22 protein-coding genes are annotated in these 21360 nt (G+C 61.7%); 10 read left to right on the top strand and 12 right to left on the bottom strand.

The genetic code is table 11. The annotated features are described in order from the left end of the window. Positions 1-20 precede the first annotated feature (20 nt). From G5V57_RS10425 to G5V57_RS10410, 4 genes are all read right to left on the bottom strand, one after another. Positions 21-965: an AEC family transporter gene (locus G5V57_RS10425; protein ID WP_165167434.1), complete on the bottom strand. Its 945-nt coding sequence runs from the start codon at positions 963-965 to the stop codon at positions 21-23. A gap of 81 nt (positions 966-1046) precedes the next feature. After that, positions 1047-1361: a hypothetical protein gene (locus G5V57_RS10420; RefSeq protein ID WP_165167433.1), complete on the bottom strand. Its 315-nt coding sequence runs from the start codon at positions 1359-1361 to the stop codon at positions 1047-1049. 35 nt (positions 1362-1396) lie between these two features. Continuing rightward, the gene (locus G5V57_RS10415) at positions 1397-3385 is read right to left on the bottom strand and encodes a protein meaA (RefSeq protein WP_206530241.1); all 1989 of its coding nucleotides are present in this window, start codon (positions 3383-3385) and stop codon (positions 1397-1399) included. A gap of 42 nt (positions 3386-3427) precedes the next feature. Continuing rightward, the gene (locus G5V57_RS10410) at positions 3428-3751 is read right to left on the bottom strand and encodes a hypothetical protein (protein ID WP_165167431.1); all 324 of its coding nucleotides are present in this window, start codon (positions 3749-3751) and stop codon (positions 3428-3430) included. A gap of 178 nt (positions 3752-3929) precedes the next feature. On the opposite strand from G5V57_RS10410, the gene ccrA reads away from it, so the two are divergent. Together ccrA and G5V57_RS10400 are read left to right on the top strand one after the other, a co-directional pair. Then, a complete protein-coding gene (gene ccrA, locus G5V57_RS10405; RefSeq protein WP_165167430.1) occupies positions 3930-5228 on the top strand; it encodes a crotonyl-CoA carboxylase/reductase in 1299 nt (432 codons plus the stop codon). Positions 5229-5404: 176 nt separating this feature from the next. Continuing rightward, a complete protein-coding gene (locus G5V57_RS10400) occupies positions 5405-5662 on the top strand; it encodes a TfoX/Sxy family protein (RefSeq protein WP_165167429.1) in 258 nt (85 codons plus the stop codon). Here G5V57_RS10400 and G5V57_RS10395 read toward each other — a convergent pair. Together G5V57_RS10395 and G5V57_RS10390 are read right to left on the bottom strand one after the other, a co-directional pair. Continuing rightward, complete coding sequence (locus tag G5V57_RS10395; protein ID WP_165167428.1) at positions 5630-6508, bottom strand: YihY/virulence factor BrkB family protein; 879 nt, start codon at positions 6506-6508, stop codon at positions 5630-5632. The two genes, G5V57_RS10400 and G5V57_RS10395, sit on opposite strands and share 33 nt — an antisense overlap. 137 nt (positions 6509-6645) lie before the next feature. Beyond that, positions 6646-7374: a tellurite resistance TerB family protein gene (locus tag G5V57_RS10390; RefSeq protein ID WP_165167427.1), complete on the bottom strand. Its 729-nt coding sequence runs from the start codon at positions 7372-7374 to the stop codon at positions 6646-6648. A 90-nt stretch (positions 7375-7464) separates the two neighbouring features. On the opposite strand from G5V57_RS10390, the gene G5V57_RS10385 reads away from it, so the two are divergent. The 4 genes from G5V57_RS10385 to G5V57_RS10370 all read left to right on the top strand — a co-directional run bounded on the left by G5V57_RS10385 (position 7465) and on the right by G5V57_RS10370 (position 11802). Beyond that, positions 7465-8355, top strand: coding sequence for a DMT family transporter (locus G5V57_RS10385; protein WP_165167426.1), 891 nt, complete (start codon positions 7465-7467; stop codon positions 8353-8355). Further along, positions 8352-9323: an NADPH:quinone oxidoreductase family protein gene (locus G5V57_RS10380; RefSeq protein WP_165167425.1), complete on the top strand. Its 972-nt coding sequence runs from the start codon at positions 8352-8354 to the stop codon at positions 9321-9323. The genes G5V57_RS10385 and G5V57_RS10380 overlap by 4 nt, the downstream gene beginning before the upstream one ends. A gap of 16 nt (positions 9324-9339) precedes the next feature. Then, the gene (locus G5V57_RS10375; RefSeq protein ID WP_246737588.1) at positions 9340-9747 is read left to right on the top strand and encodes an ACT domain-containing protein; all 408 of its coding nucleotides are present in this window, start codon (positions 9340-9342) and stop codon (positions 9745-9747) included. A gap of 174 nt (positions 9748-9921) precedes the next feature. Further along, positions 9922-11802 carry an adenylate/guanylate cyclase domain-containing protein gene (locus tag G5V57_RS10370; protein WP_165167424.1) on the top strand — a complete coding sequence of 627 codons (1881 nt, stop codon included), beginning with the start codon at positions 9922-9924 and terminating at the stop codon, positions 11800-11802. A 141-nt stretch (positions 11803-11943) separates the two neighbouring features. Here G5V57_RS10370 and G5V57_RS10365 read toward each other — a convergent pair whose 3' ends face one another. Continuing rightward, on the bottom strand, positions 11944-13458 hold the full coding sequence (locus G5V57_RS10365) for a winged helix-turn-helix domain-containing tetratricopeptide repeat protein (protein WP_165167423.1): 1515 nt from the start codon (positions 13456-13458) through the stop codon (positions 11944-11946). 142 nt (positions 13459-13600) lie between these two features. Here G5V57_RS10365 and G5V57_RS10360 point away from each other — a divergent pair, with 142 nt between their 5' ends. Further along, positions 13601-13819 carry a hypothetical protein gene (locus G5V57_RS10360; protein ID WP_165167422.1) on the top strand — a complete coding sequence of 73 codons (219 nt, stop codon included), beginning with the start codon at positions 13601-13603 and terminating at the stop codon, positions 13817-13819. A gap of 5 nt (positions 13820-13824) precedes the next feature. Here G5V57_RS10360 and G5V57_RS10355 read toward each other — a convergent pair whose 3' ends face one another. From G5V57_RS10355 to G5V57_RS10340, 4 genes are all read right to left on the bottom strand, one after another. Then, a complete protein-coding gene (locus tag G5V57_RS10355; RefSeq protein WP_371744762.1) occupies positions 13825-14172 on the bottom strand; it encodes a YkvA family protein in 348 nt (115 codons plus the stop codon). A gap of 95 nt (positions 14173-14267) precedes the next feature. Continuing rightward, a complete protein-coding gene (locus G5V57_RS10350; RefSeq protein WP_165167420.1) occupies positions 14268-14456 on the bottom strand; it encodes a twin transmembrane helix small protein in 189 nt (62 codons plus the stop codon). Then, complete coding sequence (locus G5V57_RS10345) at positions 14453-15289, bottom strand: SDR family oxidoreductase (protein WP_165167419.1); 837 nt, start codon at positions 15287-15289, stop codon at positions 14453-14455. The genes G5V57_RS10350 and G5V57_RS10345 overlap by 4 nt, the downstream gene beginning before the upstream one ends. Next, entirely contained in the window at positions 15286-16974 is a 1689-nt protein-coding gene (locus tag G5V57_RS10340; protein ID WP_165167418.1) for an acyl-CoA dehydrogenase family protein, read from the bottom strand. The genes G5V57_RS10345 and G5V57_RS10340 overlap by 4 nt, the downstream gene beginning before the upstream one ends. 365 nt (positions 16975-17339) lie before the next feature. Here G5V57_RS10340 and G5V57_RS10335 point away from each other — a divergent pair, with 365 nt between their 5' ends. Together G5V57_RS10335 and rlmN are read left to right on the top strand one after the other, a co-directional pair. After that, positions 17340-17864 carry an invasion associated locus B family protein gene (locus tag G5V57_RS10335; protein ID WP_165167417.1) on the top strand — a complete coding sequence of 175 codons (525 nt, stop codon included), beginning with the start codon at positions 17340-17342 and terminating at the stop codon, positions 17862-17864. Positions 17865-17981: 117 nt separating this feature from the next. Next, positions 17982-19193 (top strand): 23S rRNA (adenine(2503)-C(2))-methyltransferase RlmN, encoded by a 1212-nt coding sequence (rlmN, locus tag G5V57_RS10330; RefSeq protein WP_165167416.1) that lies wholly within the window; start codon positions 17982-17984, stop codon positions 19191-19193. On the opposite strand, the gene G5V57_RS10325 is transcribed toward rlmN, so the two are convergent. Continuing rightward, positions 19190-19804, bottom strand: coding sequence for a 2-hydroxychromene-2-carboxylate isomerase (locus tag G5V57_RS10325; protein WP_165167415.1), 615 nt, complete (start codon positions 19802-19804; stop codon positions 19190-19192). The two genes, rlmN and G5V57_RS10325, sit on opposite strands and share 4 nt — an antisense overlap. 58 nt (positions 19805-19862) lie before the next feature. On the opposite strand from G5V57_RS10325, the gene G5V57_RS10320 reads away from it, so the two are divergent. Continuing rightward, positions 19863-21086 carry an argininosuccinate synthase gene (locus G5V57_RS10320; protein WP_165167414.1) on the top strand — a complete coding sequence of 408 codons (1224 nt, stop codon included), beginning with the start codon at positions 19863-19865 and terminating at the stop codon, positions 21084-21086. The last annotated feature ends 274 nt before the right edge of the window (positions 21087-21360 follow it).

The raw sequence follows: 21360 nt of genomic DNA, 5'->3' as shown, positions 1-21360 counted from the left end.
CGCGATGGACCAAGGTCCAACTAGATGAGCCCGGCATCCATGAGCAGGAAGAGACCGCTCAGGGATAAAAGCGACAAAGCGGTGCCGAGCGCGATGGCGCCCGAAACGGCGGCGGTGCCGGTATCGTAGCGCTGCGCGAACAGATAGGCATTGGCCCCGGTCGGCATGGCGGCGAGCATCAGCGCGATATGGGTCCAGAACGGATCAAGCCCGACCACGTAGCGCGCGATCAGCCAGACGACCACCGGCAGACAGATGAGCTTGAGTGTCATGAGCGTGAAGATGGCGTGCCACTGGCCCTTCAGGCTGTAACCGGCGAGCGACAATCCCAACGCCACCAGTGCCATCGGCACGCCCGCCTCGCCCAGCATCTCGAGAAAGCGGTCGGGCACCGGATGGAGACCCAGGCCCGTGACCCGCCACAGGGTGCCGAGAAGCAAAGCGACAACGATCGGGTTGCGGATGAGCTGGGTCGCCAGTTGCCGCAGCACCGCCATAACGGAGGGGAGCCGGCCTTGCCCCGAGGCTTCGATATGGATCACAGCGGCGAGCCACAGCATGGGGGCGTGGATCGAGAGGATGAGGCCAACGGGCAGCGCGGCGCGGTCGCCGAAATGGGCGAGCGCCAGCGGGAAGCCCAGCATCGCCAGATTGCCGAAGCTCGCCCCCATGGCGGCGGAAGCGGGCGCCGCCTCGATCAGGTTCGTGGTGCGGGCAATGAGGGTGGTGGCGATCCACACGATCGCGATGCCGCCGAACAGAGCGGCCCAGAGCGGCCAGGGCGACAGGCTCTGCTGGTCGATCACCGCCACGGTGCGGAACAGAAGCGCCGGCATGGCGAGGTTGAACACCACCTGGCTCAGCCCCTGGCCGGCGGCCGGGCCGATGAACCTGGTGCGCGCGCAGATGAAGCCGAGTGCGATCAGGCCGAAGACGGGCAGGATAGTGGTGAGGATGGAGGACATGGAAGGTGCCGGCACAGTAAAGCCGCTTCAGCCGGATGAAAACCGGATTCCGCAAAGATCGCTAGTGCCATCCACCCCAAGCTATCTTGCGGGGGCGAGGCTGTAGTTCTCGCCGAACCAGAGAAGCGAATGTTCATAAAGAGAGATTACGTCGCCCGTTGCGGGCGGCTGCCAACCATTCCAACCCTCGACCATGATTGTTTGGCCATCGGGAAGGTCGACGAAAACCTTGACCAAGGGTGGCCCTCCTTGATGGGATATGGCGGCCCAGCGGGCGAACCGGCCTTCGACAATCTGCGTCGAGACCGGCTCATTGGTGAACCACACGCCCATGAGGGCGGCCCCGAGACAGACAAAAATGAGGACGTTGCGATTGCGTCGGACGAAATCGCGCATAAGCCAAAGTCTGAAGCGCAGATTGCTCGGACGCCTCACGCCGCCTGCTCGCTGGCGCGCGCATCGATGAGTATAACGAGATCGCTCATGATCCGGTTCAGGTCGAAGTCCTTGGGCGTATAGACCTGGGCGACACCCAGTTGCTTGAGCACCAGCACATCCTCGGGAGGAATGATGCCGCCCGCCACCACCGGCACATGGCCGAGGCCCGCAGCGCGCATGCGGTTCATCACATCGCGCACCAAAGGCACATGCGAGCCCGAGAGGATCGAGAGGCCGACGACATTCACCTTTTGCTCGAGGGCGGCGCCTACGATCTGTTCCGGCGTCAGGCGGATGCCATCATAGGAAACCTCGAAGCCGCAATCGGCGGCGCGCACGGCGATCTGTTCGGCGCCGTTGGAATGGCCGTCGAGACCAGGCTTGCCGACCAGGAATTTCGGCGTCGCGCCGAGCTTGGCGGCGAGCGCTTCGACTTGTTGCCTAACCTCGGCGATCGATTGCGAGGCATCGCCGCGCATCAGAAGCGTGACGCCGGTGGGGGCGCGATATTCGCCGAAGACGCGGCGCAGGGTCTCGCCCCATTCGCCGGTGGTGACGCCGGCGCGGGCGCAGGCGATGGAGGGCTCCATGACATTGCGGCCCTCGCGCGCCGCCGCTTCGAGCGCCTTGAGCGTCGCGGCTACCGCCTTGGTATCGCGGGCGCTGCGCCAGGCCTTCAGTTTTTCGATCTGCTCATATTCGACCGTCTCGGGAACGGTGAGAATCGACTCGCCGTCCTCGGAGGCGAGCGGCGAGGGCTCACTCGACGTGAAAGCGTTGACACCGACGACCTTGGTCTCGCCCGCCTCGATGGCGATGAGGCGCAACGCGTTGGAGTCGACCAGCGCCTTTTTCATATAGCCGGTCTCGATCGCGGCGATAGCTCCGCCCATCGCGAGCACGCGGTCGAGCTCGAGACGCGCCTCGATCTTCAACTGCTCGACCTTCGTCTCGATCTCCTTCGAACCGTCGAAGATGTCGCCATAATCGAGAAGATCGGATTCATAGGCGACGATCTGCTGCATGCGCAAAGACCACTGCTGGTCCCAGGGACGCGGCAGGCCCAGCGCCTCGTTCCAGGCGGGAAGCTGCACGGCGCGGGCGCGGGCATTCTTCGACAGCACCACCGCCAGCATCTCGAGCAGGATGCGATAGACATTGTTCTCGGGCTGCTGCTCGGTGAGGCCCAGCGAATTCACCTGCACGCCATAGCGGAAGCGGCGCAGCTTCTCGTCCTTGACGCCATAGCGCTCGCGGCAGATCTCATCCCACAATTCGGTGAAGGCCCGCATCTTGCAGATTTCGGTGATGAAGCGGATGCCGGCATTGACGAAGAAGGATATGCGGCCGACGACCTCGGGGAATTCGTCCGCAGGGATCGTGCCGCTGGCCTTGACGCCGTCGAGCACCGCAATGGCGGTTGCGAGCGCAAAGCTCAATTCCTGCACCGGCGTGGCGCCCGCTTCCTGCAGATGATAGGAGCAGACATTCATCGGATTCCATTTCGGCAGTTCGGCGGCCGAGAAGGCGATGGTGTCGGTGATGAGCCGCATCGACGGCTTGGGCGGGAACACATAGGTGCCGCGCGAGAGATATTCCTTGATGATGTCGTTCTGGGTGGTGCCGGAAAGGCTTGCGCGGGCCGAGCCTTGCTCATCGGCGGCGGCGACATAAAGCGCCAGCAGCCAGGCCGCCGTCGCATTGATCGTCATCGAGGTGTTCATCGAGGCGAGCGGGATGCCTTCGAAGAGTGTCCGCATGTCGCCCAGATGCGAGACGGGCACGCCGACCTTGCCGACCTCGCCGCGCGCCAGGATATGGTCGCTGTCATAGCCGGTCTGGGTCGGCAGATCGAATGCGACCGACAGGCCCGTCTGGCCCTTGGCGAGATTGGTGCGGAACAAACGGTTGCTTTCGGCCGCAGTCGAATGGCCGGCATAGGTGCGGAAGATCCAGGGGCGGTCACGCGTCATACCCGGCATGAAAGCATGGCTTATGTTGCGGCGCAACAAGCCTCTGTCGATTCAGAGGCGCCGGAGCAACGCCATATTGACCAGTCCCATGACGGTCATGCCCGAAAACATGGCGAGAATGCCGTTGGTGACAAGATCGAGGGGCGGTGACCAGTTGGGGAACAAGAAGAGCCCCAGGGTCGCACCCACCGCCAGGGAGCAAAAATTGCCGACCATGCTCGGCAGATCTGAGACACCGGTCAGGAAATTGAGAATCATGGTGGCAAACAGCAGCAGGCACAGAAAGAAAAATGCGTCGCCATCTGCCAGTGGCGCACCAAGCCATGTCCATAAATGGGTAAGGAGATCTGACATGCGCCAACCCAGACTATCCATGAGATTATCAACTCGACGCCCGGTTGCGTAAAGTCCGGGTTGAGAAAGTCGTTAATCCGGCTTCTGCCCAAAACTGCGGCAAACTGTCATGATGGGGCTGTGAGCAGACGCAATGTGCTTTTGTTGCAATGCGAAATGACATAGCCTCATCGCTGAATTGGGGAACGGAGGAATACCCATGAGCGCCAAGCCCAAGACGAATGTCAGCGCGCCAGCCAATGCCAACCAGCCGGTGAAGGATCTTTACGAGATCGGTGAAATCCCGCCGCTGGGCCACGTGCCGGCGAAGATGTATGCCTGGACCATCCGCCAGGAGCGGCACGGGCCGCCGGACAGCGCCATGCAGATCGAGGTCGTGCCCACCTGGACGATCGGTGAAGACGAGGTGCTGGTGCTCGTGATGGCGGCCGGCGTCAATTACAACGGCGTATGGGCGGCGCTCGGCAAGCCGATCTCGCCGATCGACGGCCACAAGAATCCCTATCACATCGCGGGCTCCGACGCGTCCGGCATTGTCTATGCCGTCGGCTCGAAAGTGAAACGCTGGGCGGTGGGCGATGAGGTCGTCATCCACTGTAACCAGGACGATGGTGATGACGAGGAATGCAATGGCGGCGATCCGATGTTCTCGCCCTCCCAGCGCATCTGGGGCTATGAGACACCGGACGGCTCGTTTGCGCAATTCGCCCGCGTCCAGGCGCGCCAGTTGTTGCCGCGCCCGCGGCATCTCACCTGGGAAGAGTCGGCCTGCTACACGCTGACCCTTGCTACCGCCTATCGCATGCTGTTCGGGCACCGGCCGCATACGCTGAAGCCGGGACAGAATGTGCTGGTGTGGGGCGCCTCGGGCGGCCTCGGCTCGATGGCGGTGCAGCTCATCGCCACCGCCGGCGCCAATGCCATCGGCGTCATCTCGGATGACGACAAGGCGGAGTTCGTCATGTCGCTCGGCGCCAGGGGCGTCATCAACCGCAAGAACTTCAAATGCTGGGGCGAGATGCCGAAGGTCGGCACGCCCGACTACAATGAATGGCTGAAGAACGCGCGCGATTTCGGCAAGGCGATCTGGAACCTCACCGGCAAAGGCAACAATGTCGACATGGTGTTCGAGCATCCGGGCGAATCAACCTTCCCGGTCTCGGTGCTGGTGGTGAAGCGCGGCGGCATGGTGGTCATCTGCGCCGGCACAACCGGCTACAATCTGACCATGGATGCGCGCTATCTGTGGATGCATCAGAAGCGCGTGCAGGGCTCGCATTTCGCCAATCTCATGCAGGCCGCCAATGCCAACAAGCTGGTGCAGGCGCAACGCATCGATCCCTGCATGTCGGAGGTTTATGCCTGGAGCGACATCCCCAAGGCGCATATGAAGATGTGGAAGAACGAGCACCGGCCCGGCAATATGGCGGTGCTGGTGTCGGCGCCGCGCACAGGCCTCAAGACCTTCGAGGATGCGATCGAGGCGGCGCTCATTTGAACCCCCCTTCTCCCGCTTGCGGGAGAAGGTGGCGCGAAGCGCCGGATGAGGGTGTACTTCGCGCTGGGCGCGAGAAGCCTCACAGAGGATGCGTTGTTGGATCGAGCACCCTCACCCGCCCTATCGGGCACCCTCTCCCGCAGGCGGGAGAGGGGGAATATTTGGAGGGGCAGGTCATGAGCGAAGACCGAATGCCGGTCGCGCGACTGCGTAATCTCGGCCCCAAATCGGCGATGATGCTGGCCGAAGCCGGCATCAGGACCATCGCCGAATTGCGCCTGCTGGGTGCCGCCAAGGCCTATCGGCGGGTGAAGGACAAGGCGTCGCTCAATCTGTTGTGGGCGATTGCCGCCGGCCTCGAGGATCGCGACTGGCGCGATCTCGACGCGGATGAGAAAGCCTCACTCCTTGCTCAGATCCGCCGCCTCGGTTGAGGCTTCCTTGTTGTATTTGCGCGCCAGCACGATGACGCGGTTGAGCTCGCCGCCGAGGATGAGGGCCAGGGCGGAGAGATAGATCAGGAACATCGCCGCGAAGAGACCGGACAGGCCGACATAGGTCGAGGCAAAGGTCGCGAAATTGGCGAGGAAATACGAATAGACGCTGGAGAGGATGAGCCAGACGCAGACGGTGAGGATGACGCCGGGCATCAGGTAATAGAGCTTCACGCGCCTCGCGGGGAGAATCAGATGGGCGAGGAAAAGGCCCACCACCATGATGACGAGGGCCAGCGGATAGCGATAGCGGTCAAAGGTGGCGATGAGATCGTCGAAGGCCGGCGCATAGATGCTGATGAAATGGATGGCGGTCGGCGCGAAGACAATGAGCACCGCGAGCGCCAGCAGCAGCACGGCCGAGCCCACCACGAACAGCGCCATGAGGCCGTAAAGCAGGAAGGCGTTGCGGTCCTCGGTCAGGCCATAGGCGCGGTTGAGCGCGACGCGCACGCTGTCGACGCCGCCCATGGCGCTCCATATGGTGATGACGGCCGATATGCTGAGGAGGCCGGTGCGCGGCCGGGTCAGCAGCGAATTGATCTCGGGCGCGATCGGCCCCACGAATTCCTTGGGCGCCACGCTCAACAGATAGGTCACGACGCGCGAGGCGAGATCGGCGCTGCCGAAGAAGCCCGCAAGGGCGGTCAGGAAGATCAGGAAGGGAAAGATCGAGAACAGGACACGGAAGGCGATATTGCCGGCCAGCGGAATGGCCTCATCGGCGAACAGGCGCCGGATGGCTTCAAAAACGAGGAAAGGAATGGTCGGCCGCGGTTCGGTCATGCGCAAGCCATATCAGGGGCGAGGATTCGGTGAAAGGTCAGCGGCTCTCGCCCGTACTTCAATCCCCAGGATTGACTGGCATTTTCCCCACCTCCCGCAGGCGGGAGGGGGCAACCGCATAGAGCTGGGGCTAGACGTTATCCCGCGACGGACAGCTTGCGCGCTTCCGCATCGACGCTGGCCCTGAGGCCGGGATCGAGCTTGAGGCGCGAGGCCAGCATCGCCAGATAGGCCTGCTCGGCCGGATCGTCGGGATCGATGGCGAGCACGGATGCGGCGTAGATTTCGACGGCGCGCTCAGGGCTCGTGGCTTCCTTCACAACCGCGTCGATATCGAGTGGCTTGCGCAATTCGTCGATGACGAAGGCCTTGGCGTCATTGTCGAGGGCGAATTCGTCGAGCTTGTCGAAGATCGCCTTCTGTTCCGCAGCATCGATATGACCGTCGGCCTTGGCGGCAGCGATCATGGCGCGCAGCAGCACGAGGCTCAACTCGCTGCGTTCCTGAGGGGCTGACGGCAGGAACACGGTGCCCTCGGCCTGGGGCGTGATGTCCTTCATCGGCTGGTTCACCGGCGGCACCGTCGACTGGGCGCCCTTGGTCGCCTGGTAATTCTGCCAGGCCTTGTAGGCGAGCCCGCCCAGTACCGCGACGCCGCCCACTTTGAGCGCGCTGCCCGCGAGCTTCTTCCCGCCTTTCGAGCCGAGGAGGATGGAGACGAGGCCGCCCGCGGCGGCACCGCCGGCGAGACCCTTGAGCATGTCGGGCGAGAATCCCGATCTGCTCTTGGCCGGGGCATTCTGGCCCTGCTGCTGCTGTCCCTGGCCGCCCAGGAACTGTTCAAGAAGCTTTTGCGGATCGAACATATCTGCCCTTCTCAAGTCTTGCTCGCCAAACTCTCAGAAGGCGGGCAATACAACTCTCCCGCCTTCCACGAAAATGACCGACCCGACACTATGGCATCAGATAAACCACAGCCGAACTGGATTGCCGCCGCGTCCGCGTCATTCGTGGTGATATGGGCAACCGGCTTCATCGTTGCAAGGCTGTCGGCGCCCCATGTCGAGCCTTTGACGTTCCTCAGCGTCCGTTTCAGCATTGCCGGCCTGCTGCTGGTGGCCCTGGCGTTCGCCTTCAAGGCGCGCTGGCCCGGTCGTTCCGCTGCGTCATACGCCTTCATTGCAGGGACCTTGCTGCATGGCGGCTATCTGGGTGCCTGCTATTGGGCTGTGGCGCATGGCCTGCCGGCCGGCATCGCCGCCCTGATCGCCGGTTTGCAGCCCATCTTCACCGCGCTCCTCGCTGGAAGATTCCTCGGCGAACGCATCAGCTTGCGCCACTGGCTGGGCCTTGCCATCGCGCTGGCGGGCGTCGGCCTGGTGCTGGCCCCCAAGCTCGACTTCGCGGCCGTTCACGGCATCACCCCCGCCACGATCCTCGCCATGACCTTCGGCGCGCTGTCGATGACGCTCGGCAGCATCTATCAGAAGCGCTACGTCACTCATGTCGATCTCCTTGCCGGGACGGCCTGGAAATATGCCGGAGCCCTCGTCGTCGTTCTCCTCGGCGCCCTGCTGACGGAGAGTTTTCGCTTCGATGCGACTGCCGATGCCTGGATCGCGCTCGGCTGGTCGGTGATCGTGATGTCGATCGGCGCCATTCTTCTCCTGATGGCGCTCATCAGGCATGGTGATGTCTCGAAGGTCTCGGCCCTCATCTTCCTGGTGCCCGGCGTCGCCGCCCTTATGGCCTGGGGTTTGTTCGACGAGACATTGACGCCCGTACAGATCCTTGGAATGGCCGTCTGCGCGGTGGGTGTGCTTTTGGTCACACGGAGGAAAAGATGAAAGCGGTCCTGTGCAAGGTCCTTGGCGGACCGGAGACGCTCATCGTCGAGGAGATCGCAGCGCCGGAGCCCGGACCCGATGAGGTGGTGGTGAAGGTCAAGGCGGTCGGCCTCAATTTCTTCGACACGCTGATCATCGAGGGCAAATACCAGATCAAGCCTGACCTGCCCTTCTCGCCGGGCGGCGAGATTGCCGGCATCGTCGGCAGAACCGGCGCAGAGGTGCGCGGCCTCACGGAAGGCGACCGCGTGATGGGATATGTCGGCCATGGCGGCGCGCGCGCCGAGATCGCCGTGGCGGCAACGAAACTGGCGCGCATCCCCGACAGTCTCCGTGACGAGGCGGCGGCCGGCCTTTCCATCACCTATGGCACGACGCTCCATGCGCTGAAGGATCGCGCAAAAATCAGGCCCGGCGAGAGGCTGGCCGTGCTCGGCGCCTCGGGCGGCGTGGGGCAGGCGGCGATCGAAATCGGCAAGCTCCTGGGCGCTGAGGTGATCGCCTGCGCCTCGTCCGACGACAAGCTGGCTTTCTGCCGGGAGCTCGGCGCCGATCATTTGGTGAATTACACGGAACGCAATCTGAAGGAGGCGCTGAAGTCGTTGGCGCCGGGCGGGGTCGATGTCGTCTATGATCCGGTGGGCGGCGACTTCACCGAGCTTGGCGTGAGGGCGCTTGCCTGGAACGGCCGCCATCTGGTCGTCGGCTTCGCGCAGGGCGGCATCCCGAAGCTGCCGCTCAATCTGGTGCTGCTCAAGAGCGCCAATATATTGGGCGTCTTCTGGGGCGCGCATATCGATCGCGAACCGGAACGCCACCGCGCCAATATGGACCAGCTGCTCGCCTGGGCGGCTGAGGGCCGTCTCAGGCCTCATGTCCACGCCGTCTATCGTTTCGAGGAAATCGCCGGCGCGCTCAAGGCGATTGCCCGGCGCGAGGTGAAGGGCAAAGCGATACTGGTGCCTTGAGAGAGAGAGAACAACCGTGCCCGATGTCATCCGCGATACGCAGGCCATGCTGGCGAACATGACGCCGGTCCTCGAGCCGGGCGAGTTCGTCTTCTGCACGACGAGGGATGCGGATGTGCTGTCGCGCGCGCTGCCCTTGGCCGAGGGCTGGATCAAGGAGGAAGAAGGCACCACGCTGATCCTCGCCCGCGCCGATGCCGCGGCCTTCAGCTTCGATACCGCGATGCCGATGCGTCGCATCGTCCTCACGGTGTTCTCGGCGCTCGATGGCGTCGGACTGACTGCGGCGGTCGCTGGCGCGCTTGCCGCTAATGGCATCCCCTGCAACATGGTCGCGGCCTTCCATCACGATCATGTCTTCGTCCCGGCAGCGATGGCGGAGCGCGCCATCGCCGTCCTGCGCGATGTGCAGAAGCGCGCCTGACCCACAAATCTGCCGGCCGAGCGGCTCGCCAGAGTCCGCCATGCCCCGATACCGGCCAAATTCCGGAGCGCCGCGAAATGACGCGCTGGGCCATAAGCGATCATTGCGGCGCCCCGCTTGATCTTATGGAATTTTCGGGAAATTGGCGCTACCTTCTGTGTCGAGGTGGCTCTCATGGAACGCAGACTCACTGCCATCCTGATTGCTGATGTCGTCGGCTACAGCAGGCTCATGGGACTGGATGAGGAAGGCACTCTCCGTCGTCTCAGCGTGAACCGACGCGACATTATTGATCCAAAAATATCTGAACATCACGGTCGTCTCGTCAAGACCACTGGCGACGGTTTGCTTGTTGAATTCGCCAGTCCGGTTGAAGCAGTGCGCTGTGCAGTCGAGATTCAAAGATTAATGATCGATCGGAATCTCGGTTTGCCGCCTGACCAGCGAATTGAATTCCGAATGGGAGTAAACCTTGGGGATATTATTATTGAGGGAAATGACATTTATGGAGACGGAGTCAATGTCGCCGCAAGATTAGAGAGTCTGGCTGGGCCAGGTGGGCTTTGTATCTCAGGCATGGTTCGCGATTTAGTCCACGGGAAACTTGCATATTCTTTCGAAAATGCCGGGGAGCAAACGGTAAAGAACATCGCCCGCCCCGTACAGGTATATTCAATAAATCAAGCGGCCATTTCTGCGCTGGAAACCTCCGAGCCGCAAAATCGATTGAGCGTTCGTAAGACTGGGGCCCGTTGGGCGGTCGCCGCAGCAGCTATAGTAATTTCCCTCGTTGGAGTTGGCCTTTGGCAGTTTCTGGGCAACAGACATACGTCTGGTGAAAGCGCCCCCAGATATTCAATCGCTGTTCTCCCGTTTGCCAACCTGAGCAACGATTCGCAGCAAGATTACTTTGCTGACGGCATTACCGACGGTTTGACGACCGATCTATCGAGAATTCCGGATGCTTTTGTGATCGCGCGCAATTCTGCCTTCACTTACAAGGGAAAGGCTATTGATGCAAAGCAAGTCGGCGCCGAGTTAGGGGTGCGGTACCTCCTCGAAGGCAGTGTCCAGCGAAGTGATGATCAAGTTCGTGTGGATGCGCAACTGATAGACGCAGAGACCGGTGGCCAACTTTGGGCCGACCGTTTGGACTACAGCCTTGGAAATCTCTTCGAGCTGCAGAGCGAAGTCACCGGGCGGATTGCACGAGCGCTTGATCTGGAGTTGGTAGACGTTGAAAGCCGCCGTGGACTTGAAGAACGACCAGATGATCCAGACGCCGTAGATCTCGCATTGAGGGGGTTGTCGATATTCAATAAACCGAGGTCGCGAGAGAACAACGTCGAAGCGCGCCAGCTATTCAATCAGTCGCTTCTGAAGGAGAAAGATAACCTCAATGGTCTGCTGGGGCTCGCGGTAGTCAATGTAAATGACATGTTCAACAACTGGTGCGATAAACCCGACGAGCAGCTGCAACAGGCGCGTGAGCTGCTCAACAGGGCGCTGTCAATCGACCCGAAAAGCGCCCAAGCGTATTTTATCAAGAGCAGCGTTCTCACGCTGGAGAAGAAGCCTGAGGAAGCCGTGGATGCTGCTGAAATGGCTATTTCACTTAATCCCAGTCTTGCGCCGGCTTATGCATGGATCGGCAATCTGCAGATCCGATTGGGGCACGCAGAACAGACGGTTATGCATGTAGAAAAGGCGCTGCGACTCAGCCCGCGCGATCCAGCGTTAGCCAACTGGCTGTCATTTATCGGCAGGGCTCAATTCTATCTTGGCCGTGATAATGAGGCGATTGACACTCTCCACAGGGCAGCTGCTGCAAGTGGGACGGTCTCCGGAACCTACCTTCATCTTGCCGCGGCGTACGCGCTCACAAGTCGCTCTGCCGAGGCACACGACGCATTGGCAGAATTCGAAAAGCTAGAACCAAATACAACGATTTCGATGATTAAGGATGAAACCAAATCACAGTCTGACAATGCCACGTTTTTGAAGCAGCGCGAGCGCCTCTATGATGGCCTTCGGAAGGCCGGAATGTCGGAATGATTCTGTAATCACCATGCATAGCAATGTCTCAGTTGGGTCATTTGCTACCAGGTCGAACCGGCGGCAAGTCCGGCGATGTCGGCTTTGCCCAGATAGCGGCGGAATTTCCCCGGCGTAGCGAAATGATGCGAAGGGTGAGGCTTATTCTTCCCTTTCGACGCGCTTCAAAACTTCGCGGTAGCGGCTGCAGATCGCCGGGTCCTCAAAGAAATCCAATTCATTATCAGTGATCTCGTCGATGAGGAGTCCGGGCCAGTTTGCCTTGAGCCTCGCCAGGGTGTCTTGCGCCTGCTTGATCTCGCCCAACTCGAAATGGCAGACCGTGAGATGAGCGAGCGACCACGATGTTACAGCTTCCATTTTCGCGTAGCAGGCTGTTGCCTCGCGATATCGTCCAGCCGTCGTCAGTATGATGCCGCGAAAGTCCTCGTACCAGCCCAAGGCGAACGGGTCACGGCGCTGGGCTTCGTATATTTCACGAAGCCCCTCTTCCGGCCTGTTCGTGTAATTGAGCAGAAGAGCGCGGATGCTCAGAATGAATGGGTCGTTCGGGTTCAAGGCAACCGCACGGTCAAGACTGATTTCCGCCTGCCTGAATCGATGCAAATACAACAGAGCAAAGCCGGTGGCCAGATGTCCGTAGGCTTCGTCAGGGTCAAGCTGCAATGCGGTTTTTGCCATCTCCAACCCGGCATGCAGATGATCCGGATTGCAGTAGACCCAGTAGAACTTGATGGACTCGACAAAGCCGAGCATGGCGTGGGCCGCAGCAAACCGGGGATCGAGCTTTACGGCTTGGCGCAGAAAGGGTTCCGCCTTGTCAACCGTGTCGTAAGTGGCTGCCAGTTGCAGCGCCCGCAGGTAAAGGTCATAGGCCGACATGTTGTCGGTCGGTCGGGCCCTGGCGTGCGACGCAATCGCGGTTCTGGCCTGCCGGGCCAAGCGGGCCGCAATCATCTGGGTGATTTCGTCCTGGATGGCGAAAATGTCGGTGAGTTCACGGTCGTAGTGCTCGCCCCAGACATGGGCCGCTGAGGAGGCGTCGATCAGCTGCACGGTGACGCGGACCCGATTGCCGATCTTGCGCACGCTGCCTTCGACGACGTACTGGACGCCAAGCTTCTTCGCCACCTCGGCCACATCATTCGCCTTGCCGCGGAACCGGAAGGACGAGTTCCGCGCAATGACCAGAAATTCCCTGAACTTGCCAAGTTCGGCGATGATGTCTTCGGTGATCCCGTCGCTGAAATAATCCTGCTCCGGGTCGCCGCTCATGTTGTCGAAGGGCAGGACAGCTATGGACGGTTTGTGCGAGATTGGTTTCTCGCTTGCCGCCTCGGCCGCATCATTTGTCGCCTGAGCCAAGACAGGCCTCGGGCCGGCATACTTGTATCCGCGGCCGTGCACGGTCATGATCATGCCGGTCTCAAGCGCCTTGCGCAGCGCCGATATATGCACCTGGAGCGTGTTCTCCTCCACCACCATGCCAGGCCAGACCGTATCGAAGAGTTCAGTTTTGCCGATTACCTGGTCAGGCCTCTCCAGCAACAAAGCGAGGATGTCGAAGGATCGCGCCGAAAGCTCCACCGGCCCGTTGGGCCCCAGCAGCAGCCGTTCGGCACGCTTCAGGCGATAGCTCCCAAACTGCAAGTCCATTTGCCGAGAACCCGTTCCTAGGTGGGAGGATAACCTAAGTCGGTCCTGAAGGCGAACATCAGGGCCTTTTCAGAACTTTTCAGGTCCGAGCCAAGGACCTGAGTGGGAGGCGGTGTCATTCTTGTAATCACAGGAGGATGCCATGACCGACATCGTTCCCACTGCCCCGATATCCATCCGCTCCTCAAGCCTGCCACGGCTGCGCTTACCGAGAATTGGCATAGGCGCATCGCTGGACGCAATCGCCAGGCTTTTCGGCCACGCTCTCAATTTGGCCTATGTGGCTCCCTACACCAGCCGCGAGCGCCAGCCGCAGGTCATTCCGGACAATGACATCGAAGGCCGCGATCCAAATTGGTGAACTGCTCAGTCGGCGAGCGTCTCGCCACGCTTGAGGCGCGCCAAGGTCTCGCGCGCCCGGTCGTAATGGGCGGGCTTCATATGGGCGCGGATCATGCCGATGGCGGCGACGAGCACCGCCATGTCGTCGGTGAAGCCGAGGCCGAGCGCGAAATCGGGAATGGCGTCGAGGGGCAGCACGAAATAGGCGAGCGCGCCGAGGAGAATGCCCTTCGCCTTGAGCGGCGTGGCGCGGTCGAAGGCGCAGTAATACGCGGCGACAGCGTCCTCGGCGAAGGGGACCGAGGCCGCGACCCTGCCGAGCTTCGGCCAGAAGCCGGAACGCACTGTCTGCTCATTGCTGGTCAAGACCATGGGAGATCCCCTCATTTGCCTCAATCGCGCGTCGATATGGGAAAGGAAGTGTGGATTTTCAAGGTCACCTCCCCTTTGTCGAGGGGGGAAATCAGCTACCGTCCCGCGAACCAGATCGCGCCCATGATGATGATGATCGCGACGAACTGCAAAATCACGCGCCAGCGCATGAATTGCTGCGAGACATTGCCGGGGCCGCCGCGCATCATGTTCCACAGCCCCAGGCACAGGACAATGAAGACGGCAGCGATGGAAATCGGGACGAGATAGTCGAAGATATTCATTGGTCGGATGCCCTGTGGAGAAGCCGGTCGAGGGCCGGCGGCGGCAACAGCCGTCTGGCCCAGGCCATGACATAAGTCGGCACTGTCACATAATATCGCCGTCGCGGCTTGCGGCTTTCCAGCGCATGCAGGAGCTTGCGAGCCACCGCCTCGGGCGGAAGCTTGAAGCGCTTGGTGCCGCCGCCTGACAGCCGCCGGCGTTGGCCTACATAAATTTCCCTGTAATTTGAAAGCGTCTCGTCGACATTGCGGTCGAAGGCCTCGATCGCGTGCTCGACGAAGCGTGTGGCAATTGGCCCCGGCTCGATCAGCGACACATGTATATTGGTGCCCTGGAGCTCGAGCCTGAGAGTGTCGGACATCGCCTCGATGGCGAATTTCGTGGCGCAATAGGCGCCCCGCCATTTCATCGCCGTCAGCCCGAGCACCGAGGAGTTGTTGACGATCCGGCCGGCGCCATTGGCGCGCATCAGCTTCAGGCAGTCGCGCGTCAGCTCATGCCAGCCGAAGACATTGGCCTCGAACTGGGCGGTGAGTGCGGCGCGCGATATGTCCTCGAGCGCCCCCGGCTGGCCATAGGCGCCATTGTTGAAGAGCCCGAAGAGCTTGCCGCGCGTGCGTTCGGAAACCTCGGCGACGCATTCGGAAATGGTGATCGGATCGGTGTAGTCGAGGCGGAGCGTCTCGAAGCCTTCGCTTTCGAGACGGACGAGATCGGCGTCCTTGCGCACCGTCGCGAAGACGCGCCAGCCCTTCTCCTTCAGCAGCTTGGCCGAGGCATAACCTATCCCCGAAGAGCAGCCGGTGATCAGAACGGTGCGGTTGTCGCTCAATTGCCGCCCTCGAGGAGACGCCTGGCGATGACCTGCGCCTGGATCTCGGCGGCGCCCTCGAAGATGTTGAGGATGCGCGCGTCGCAGAGAAGGCGCGAGATCTGATATTCGAGCGCGAAGCCATTGCCGCCGTGGATCTGCAGCGCATTGTCGGCGGCGGCCCAGGCGACGCGGGCGCCCAAGAGCTTCGCCATGCCGGCCTCGAGATCGCAGCGCCGGCCGGCATCCTTCTCGCGGGCCGAGTGATAGACGAGCTGGCGCGCCGCCATGATCTCGGCCGCCATCAGCGCGAGCTTGTCGGCGATACGCGGGAAGGCGACGATCGGCTTGCCGAACTGGATGCGGCCCATGGCGTAGTCGAGGCCGACATCGAGGGCGTTCTGCGCCACGCCCAGAGCCCGCGCGGCTGTCTGGATGCGGGCCGATTCGAAGGTCTGCATCAATTGCTTGAAGCCCTGGCCTTCCTCGCCGCCTAAGAGATTGGCGGCCTTGACCTCGAAATCCTCGAAGCGGATCTCATATTCCTTCATGCCGCGATAGCCGAGCACCTCGATCTCGCCGCCCGACATGCCGTTGGCCGGGAAGGGATCGGCATCGCTGCCGCGCGGCTTCTCGGCGATGAACATCGAGAGGCCCTTGTAGCCGGGCTCATCCGCATTGGTGCGGGCGAGCAGCGTCATGATGTCGGCGCGCACCGGATGGGTGATCCAGGTCTTGTTGCCGGTCACCTTGTAGACGTCGCCGTCCCTGACCGCGCGGGTGCGCAGGCTGCCGAGATCGGAACCGGTATTGGGCTCGGTGAAGACGGCGGTCGGCAGTATCTCGCCCGCGGCGATGCGGGGAAGCCACGCCTGCTTCTGTGCCTCGGTGCCGCCGCCCAGTATGAGTTCGCAGGCGATCTCGGCGCGGGTGCCGAGCGAGCCGACGGCAATCCAGCCGCGCGACAATTCCTCCGAGACGACGCACATGGATTCCTTGCCGAGGCCGAGCCCGCCATATTGTTCGGGCAGCGTCAGCGCGAAGACGCCGAGCGCGGCCAGTTCCTCGACGATCTCCATCGGCACATAGGCGTTTTCGAGATGCCATTCATGCGCATTCGGTTTCACCTTGTCCTCGACAAAGCGGCGCATGCTGGCGCGCATCTCGTCCAGCGTGTCGTCGAGGCCGCAATCGCCATAGGTCGAGGCGCCCTTGGCCGCGATCATCAGCTCCACCAGGCGGGCCCGGGCCGGCGCCGTGTTGCCAGCGGTCATCAGGGACTGGACCGCCCGGCTCTCGAGCTGGGCGAGATCCGCCCGGGTGAGACCCAGATCACCGAGGCGGGCGAATTCCGACTGGTTCATCGGGATGCCGCCGGCGATCTGGTTGAGATATTCCCCGGCGGCGATCTGAACCAGGAGCTGCTCCAGCTCGCCGAATTTCTGACCTTGGGTCAGGCGTTCGGCATAGAAGGACAGCTCCCGCAGCACCGCTTCATAGGTGGCGAGCCAGGCGAGGCCATGGACGGCATGCTGCTCGCGGTCGATCAGATGGGAGGAGAGTTTGCGCTCGGCGGTCACCCGTGCCTGGACGCGCGCCCGGGCGAGCCCATAAAGGGCGCCGACGGCCCCGTGGGCCTCCGCCAGCGGACGGGTGAGATCTGCCAAAGCAGGTGTTCCGGGCGTGTTTTCGGCGGCAGCAACCATTCAGCAAGCTCCAAGCGCTATGAATTATCGGTTACATGAGCGCAACTGGTTGCGCAATCTGGCGAATTGGCTAGATCGTTTCACGTTCTGATTGAATCACCTGATTCGATCAAAACCGGTGGAAAAGGCTCGAAAACACGCTTATTTGGCGTGATTTCAAGGCCCCGAAGCCGCGTAATAGTGGCGGCAAGCGATCAAAAAGAATCGCCCAATTCCGGTCAGAATGTTCACGCAGTTAGTTCGCGAAAACGAGGCCGGCTCCGGTTCTTCCGGCCATTGGGACGTTACGATTGATCTCCGCAGGGTTTCATGGAAAAGGCCTGATCTTTTCGGGACATAGCGGTGGTGGGAATGAGGTTGTTCAGATGAAATTCAAGCCTGCGGCATGGGCCGTCGCCTTGGCGCCCTTCACGTTTCTGGCCGGGCTCGCGCCCGCTTTCGCGCAGACGCCCGAGCCCACCGAGCTCGGCAAATTCGGCGACTGGGCGGCCTATACCTACAAGTCGCAGGGCGGCAAGGTCTGCTACGTTTCCTCCCAGCCCAAGACCCAGACGCCCAAGAACGCCAAGCGTGATCCGGCCTTCCTGCTCGTCACCCACCGCCCGGGCCAGAGTGTCCGCAACGAGGTGTCGACCATCATCGGCTATCCGTTCAAGAAGGACGCTACCGTCCAGCTCTCCATCGACACGCAGAATTACGAGCTCTTCACCAATGGCGATGGCGCCTGGGCCGACACTACCGCCAAGGACAAGGAGATCGTGACGGCGATGAAGAAAGGCCAGAAGCTCACCGTCAAGGGCGCTTCCTGGCGCGGCACCGAGACACTCGATTCCTATTCGCTGAAAGGCATCGCCCAGGCGCTCGCCAAGATCGACGCCGCCTGCAAATAAACCCGTTTGTCAAAGCGCGGCCGAGTTCCCATATTCGGCCGGTCATTAGTTTGAGCGCTGACCGCCGAACGGCGTCCGCTTTGGCGGAGAGCGCGCCTGTGTTATGAGACCGTCACCATGACCGCCGTTACGCTGGATATCGCGCACAAGCCGCGCCCCGAAGCCCAGAGCCTTGACCCCGTCAAGCTGCCGCTCATCGGGCTGACACGCGCCGAGCTGACCGATGTGCTCGCCAAGGCCGGCGTGCCGGAGAAGCAGCGGCGCATGCGCATGCGCCAGATCTGGAGCTGGCTCTATCATCGCGGCGTCACCTCCTTCGCTCAGATGAGCGACATCTCGAAGGATCTGCGCCAGACGCTCGATGAGGTTTTCGTCATCGATCGCCTCGACGTCGTGACCGAACAGATATCGAGCGACGGCACGCGCAAATGGCTGCTCAAGCTGCCGCGCGACGAGCGCGGCCAGCGCCATGAAGTCGAGATGGTCTATATCCCCGAGGAAGACCGCGGCACTCTGTGTATCTCGAGCCAGGTCGGCTGCACGCTCACCTGCACCTTCTGCCACACCGGCACGCAGAAGCTGGTGCGCAACCTCACCGCCGCCGAGATCGTCGGCCAGGTGCTCATCGCGCGCGACCGGCTGCAGGAATGGCCGCATCAGCTCAGCGCCAATCCGACGCCGCCGATCGGCGGGCGCTATGTCACCAATGTCGTGCTGATGGGCATGGGCGAGCCGCTCTACAATTTCGACAATGTGAAGAACGCGATGGAGATCGTCTCCGACGGTGAGGGCATCTCGCTGTCGAAGCGGCGCATCACGCTGTCGACTTCGGGTGTCGTGCCGGAGATCGTGCGCGCCGGGGCCGAAATCGGCACCATGCTCGCCATCTCGCTGCATGGCACGACGGACGAGATCCGCACCAAGCTCGTGCCGATCAACAAGAAATATCCGATCAGCGAACTGCTCGACGCCTGCCGCGCCTATCCGGGACTCTCCAATGCGCGCCGCATCACTTTCGAATATGTGATGCTGAAGGACGTCAACGACACGCTCGACGACGCGAAAAGGCTGGTGAAGCTGCTGAAAGGTATCCCGGCCAAGGTCAATCTCATTCCGTTCAATCCCTGGCCCGGCACGCAATATGAATGCTCCGACTGGGACACGATCGAGCGCTTCGCCGAGGTGCTGAACCGTGCCGGCTATGCCTCACCGGTCCGGACGCCGCGCGGACGCGACATCATGGCCGCCTGCGGTCAGCTCAAATCGGAAAGCCAGCGGATGCGCGCCAAGGAACGCCTGGCAATGGATGCGGCGGCCGCTTCCGCCTAGCTTACCCCCTTGCCACCACGCGCGGCCCAGTCGAGCGCCATTTCCAGCCGGTCATTGCCCCAGAAGATCTCGCCGTCGGAAGTGACGAAACTCGGGGCGCCGAAAAGCTGCAGGCTCATCGCTTCATCCGTCGCCCGGCGCAGGCGCAGCTTCACCTTGTCCGAACGGGCGGCGTCGAGAATGCCGCGGTCGTCGAGATCGAGGCTTCGCAATATGCGGGCGAGCACGGCCTCGTCGTCGATCCGGGCACCTTGCGCGAATTCGGCGAGAAATACCCGGCGTGAATATTCGGCGCGGCGGGTCACGAGCTGATCGGTCAGGGCGATGCGCGCCGCGAGCAGGCTCGATTGCGGGAACGGGTCGGGCCTGTGGAACTCGAGACCTTGCGCGTCGCAGAGCCGTTGCAGGTCGCGCCACATATAGCTGCCCTTGGCCGGAAACAGATTGAAGGGCGACGTATTCCAGCCTTGCGCCTTGAAGACCGGCCCGAGCAGGAAGGGCCGCCAGGCGATGTCCACCTTTCGTTCCTTGGCAAGACCTTCGATCCTGAGTGCGGCCAGATAAGAATAGGTCGAGGCGAATTCGTACCAGAAATCGAGCTTTGGACGCATTGTGTTTGGCCTGTCCATCAGTATAGTGCCGGCGATTTTCACGGAAACGGATTACATCATGTCCAAACGCGGCAGCGTCAAGAAAGTCGTGCTCGCTTATTCCGGCGGCCTCGACACGTCGATCATCCTCAAATGGCTGCAGACCGAATATGACGCGGAGGTCGTGACCTTCACCGCCGATCTGGGCCAGGGCGGCGAGATCGAGCCGGCGCGCCAGAAGGCGCAGGCGATGGGCATCAAGGAAATCTTCATCGAGGATGTGCGCGAGGAATTCATCCGCGACTTCGTCTTCCCGATGTTCCGCGCCAATGCGCTCTATGAGGGCGTCTATCTGCTCGGCACCTCGATCGCCCGGCCGCTCATCGCCAAGCGGCTGATCGAGATCGCCAAAGAGACCGGTGCCGACGCCATCGCCCATGGCGCCACCGGCAAGGGCAATGACCAGGTGCGCTTCGAGCTCACCGCCTATGCGCTCAATCCCGATATCAAGGTGATCGCGCCCTGGCGCGAATGGGAGTTCAAGAGCCGCACCGACCTCATCGATTTCGCCGAGAAGCACCAGATCCAGGTGACCAAGGACAAGCGCGGCGAAGCGCCCTTCTCGGTCGACGCCAATCTGCTGCACTCCTCCTCCGAAGGCAAAGTGCTGGAGGATCCGTGGGTCGAACCGCCGCCTTATGTCTATCAGCGCACCATTTCGCCCGAAGAGGCGCCCGACAAGCCGACCTCGATCGAGATCGAATTCAAGAACGGTGACCCGATTGCGCTCAACGGCAAGGCCATGTCGCCGGCGACGCTTTTCACCGCCCTCAACGATCTCGGCCGCGACAATGGCATCGGCCGGCTCGACCTGGTCGAGAACCGCTTCGTCGGCATGAAGTCGCGTGGCGTCTATGAAACGCCGGGCGGTACCATCTTGCATGTGGCGCATCGCGCGATCGAGTCGATCACGCTCGACCGCGAGGCGGCGCATCTGAAGGACAGCTTCATGCCGCGTTATGCCGAGCTCATCTATTACGGCTTCTGGTTCGCGCCCGAGCGCGAGATGCTGCAGGCGATGATCGACAAGTCGCAGGAGAATGTCGAAGGCACCGTCCGGCTCAAGCTCTATAAGGGCAACGTCATCGTGACCGGACGCAAGTCGCCAAAGTCGCTCTACTCCAACGAGCTCGTCACCTTCGAGGACGATCGCGGCGCCTATGACCAGAAGGATGCCGCCGGCTTTATCCGTCTCAATGCGTTGCGCCTGCGCACGCTGGCGGCTCGCAAGCGGCTCGGCTGAGGCGGTAACGCTCCAGTTACTTGGTTTCACGCATTGGCAAGTTTGTATGGCCGCCTCAAAAGGGCGGCCATGGACTTTTCGGGTGGGTAAATTTGCGCATCGGCTGATCCGAAAGCCGCATCACACTTTTCGGGCCGATGTTCTCAATTTGCGCATCGGCTTGTCCGAAAGCCGCTTCGCACCTTTCGGGCCGATGCGTCTGACCTCAACGTCAGCTGACAGTTCCAAACATTCGACATCAATGGGGTGTTGACAATGAGTGTGCGGCTGCACA

The sequence above is a fragment of the Nordella sp. HKS 07 genome (assembly GCF_011046735.1).
GTDB lineage: Bacteria > Pseudomonadota > Alphaproteobacteria > Rhizobiales > Aestuariivirgaceae > Taklimakanibacter.
The sequence above is the reverse complement of the archived record's forward strand: the minus strand, read 5'-3'. Positions and strand labels throughout refer to the sequence as shown.

Excerpts from the sequence above, each read along its gene's own strand:
- G5V57_RS10425 (WP_165167434.1), bottom strand. The coding sequence starts at position 965 with ATGTCCTCCATCCTCACCACTATCCTGCCCGTCTTCGGCCTGATCGCA.
- G5V57_RS10420 (WP_165167433.1), bottom strand. The coding sequence starts at position 1,361 with ATGCGCGATTTCGTCCGACGCAATCGCAACGTCCTCATTTTTGTCTGT.
- G5V57_RS10415 (WP_206530241.1), bottom strand. The coding sequence starts at position 3,385 with ATGCCGGGTATGACGCGTGACCGCCCCTGGATCTTCCGCACCTATGCC.
- G5V57_RS10410 (WP_165167431.1), bottom strand. The coding sequence starts at position 3,751 with ATGGATAGTCTGGGTTGGCGCATGTCAGATCTCCTTACCCATTTATGG.
- ccrA (WP_165167430.1), top strand. The coding sequence starts at position 3,930 with ATGAGCGCCAAGCCCAAGACGAATGTCAGCGCGCCAGCCAATGCCAAC.
- G5V57_RS10400 (WP_165167429.1), top strand. The coding sequence starts at position 5,405 with ATGAGCGAAGACCGAATGCCGGTCGCGCGACTGCGTAATCTCGGCCCC.
- G5V57_RS10395 (WP_165167428.1), bottom strand. The coding sequence starts at position 6,508 with ATGACCGAACCGCGGCCGACCATTCCTTTCCTCGTTTTTGAAGCCATC.
- G5V57_RS10390 (WP_165167427.1), bottom strand. The coding sequence starts at position 7,374 with ATGTTCGATCCGCAAAAGCTTCTTGAACAGTTCCTGGGCGGCCAGGGA.
- G5V57_RS10385 (WP_165167426.1), top strand. The coding sequence starts at position 7,465 with ATGGCATCAGATAAACCACAGCCGAACTGGATTGCCGCCGCGTCCGCG.
- G5V57_RS10380 (WP_165167425.1), top strand. The coding sequence starts at position 8,352 with ATGAAAGCGGTCCTGTGCAAGGTCCTTGGCGGACCGGAGACGCTCATC.
- G5V57_RS10370 (WP_165167424.1), top strand. The coding sequence starts at position 9,922 with ATGGAACGCAGACTCACTGCCATCCTGATTGCTGATGTCGTCGGCTAC.
- G5V57_RS10365 (WP_165167423.1), bottom strand. The coding sequence starts at position 13,458 with ATGGACTTGCAGTTTGGGAGCTATCGCCTGAAGCGTGCCGAACGGCTG.
- G5V57_RS10360 (WP_165167422.1), top strand. The coding sequence starts at position 13,601 with ATGACCGACATCGTTCCCACTGCCCCGATATCCATCCGCTCCTCAAGC.
- G5V57_RS10355 (WP_371744762.1), bottom strand. The coding sequence starts at position 14,172 with ATGGTCTTGACCAGCAATGAGCAGACAGTGCGTTCCGGCTTCTGGCCG.
- G5V57_RS10350 (WP_165167420.1), bottom strand. The coding sequence starts at position 14,456 with ATGAATATCTTCGACTATCTCGTCCCGATTTCCATCGCTGCCGTCTTC.
- G5V57_RS10340 (WP_165167418.1), bottom strand. The coding sequence starts at position 16,974 with ATGGTTGCTGCCGCCGAAAACACGCCCGGAACACCTGCTTTGGCAGAT.
- G5V57_RS10335 (WP_165167417.1), top strand. The coding sequence starts at position 17,340 with ATGAAATTCAAGCCTGCGGCATGGGCCGTCGCCTTGGCGCCCTTCACG.
- rlmN (WP_165167416.1), top strand. The coding sequence starts at position 17,982 with ATGACCGCCGTTACGCTGGATATCGCGCACAAGCCGCGCCCCGAAGCC.
- G5V57_RS10325 (WP_165167415.1), bottom strand. The coding sequence starts at position 19,804 with ATGCGTCCAAAGCTCGATTTCTGGTACGAATTCGCCTCGACCTATTCT.
- G5V57_RS10320 (WP_165167414.1), top strand. The coding sequence starts at position 19,863 with ATGTCCAAACGCGGCAGCGTCAAGAAAGTCGTGCTCGCTTATTCCGGC.